The organism is Lacticaseibacillus boliensis, assembly GCF_054784775.1.
Map to the genome: position 1 here is coordinate 1 of NZ_BAAIHN010000079.1, position 1,312 is coordinate 1,312.

The 1,312-nt window shown below is 40.5% G+C and carries 3 pseudogenes; all 3 read left to right on the forward strand.

Annotated elements, in window-relative coordinates:
* Positions 1–127 precede the first annotated feature (127 nt).
* Positions 128–361: pseudogene (locus ACYVRB_RS14195) on the forward strand (DDE-type integrase/transposase/recombinase); the annotation flags it as partial.
* 62 nt (positions 362–423) lie between these two features.
* Positions 424–831 (forward strand): annotated as a pseudogene (locus tag ACYVRB_RS14200) (SMI1/KNR4 family protein); the annotation flags it as partial.
* A gap of 203 nt (positions 832–1,034) precedes the next feature.
* Positions 1,035–1,187: pseudogene (locus tag ACYVRB_RS14205) on the forward strand (recombinase family protein); the annotation flags it as partial.
* Between the last annotated feature and the right edge of the window lie 125 nt (positions 1,188–1,312).

Here is a 1,312-nt window from a genome sequence, read left to right on the forward strand (position 1 = left end):
GTGATGGTTTTCGTCGACTCAACCTTAGCATATAGGCGCACCCAATGGGTGAAACACCAAAGCAGCGCAGTCCCGTGTGAATCATGGGATTGCGCTGCTTTTTTGAAATTCTATGAATAATCCAGGTTTGAGCAAATCAGCCCACCAATGTTCCAAATATCGAAATAATTTGATTGAACAGGACCACCGATTCATTAAACGTCATCGTGTCCGCTCAGCAAGCTTTCAAAGCATTCGAACCGCTAGTGCAACGTTGAGCGGTGTGGAAATTGTTCACGCAATACGCAAAAGAACCCGACGAGAGTTAAGTCTCATCGGGTTCTCAGTCGTGGACGAATTAGAAGCATTGTTAGCTGCATAACCTTCAACATAGGATCAATAGCTGGTTAGATGGTCATCTCTCACACTGTTTGCACCAGATCCCAAAATGTTTCTTTTAAATTTGAGGAATCAGCGAACGTTGTTGAGTTAGCAAGACTAAAGAACCTTAACTTGCCAACAGATTATATTGAGTTTCTTTCAATTTCGAACGGAATGTTTCTATTTTACACAGAAATATCAGGTTTCCCGATGGGATATGCCAGTGAAGTGTATTCAATTGACAAAGTGATTGCTGAGCGGAAGGCATTGCCCAAAAGTTTTAATAATATGATCCCGATTATGCATATTAGAGATGTTGGTGACATGTATATTAACGAGGAACAGCGCAGACTAGGTAAGCCGTATTTAACATATCCAGGGATGCAGGCCAGCCAATGCTTTGATCTCTCTTTCTCAAAATGGTTAGATAGATACATGGTAGCTGGTGGCAATGAGTTTTGGAATTTTTAGCGATTTAAAGGAGCTGATTAAATGCTCTTTTTGGAATATTTGCATCAGATCGACTCATTGAGTATAGAAGATATACATTAAGCTCAAATGATTATCAACAGATAAGCTTTTAAAGATAGATCCGTTAGAGCGTACCCTATTGTAACTAAAGAGAGAAGGGAGTATTATTAGTTACATATAAGTGACCCGTAGGTGATCTAGAATTGTCTAAAATCGGTTATGCGCGTGTTAGTACGCGTGATCAAAATCTGGCGCGTCAAATTGAACAACTACATGATGCCGGTGTTAATAAAATCTTTCAAGAGAAGCTTTCAGGTAAAAATGCCGATCGTCCTCAACTGAAAGCAATGTTAGACCTGGATTATTCATAGAATTTCAAAAAAGCAGCGCAATCCCATGATTCACACGGGACTGCGCTGCTTTGGTGTTTCACCCATTGGGTGCGCCTATATGCTAAGGTTGAGTCGACGAAAACCATCAC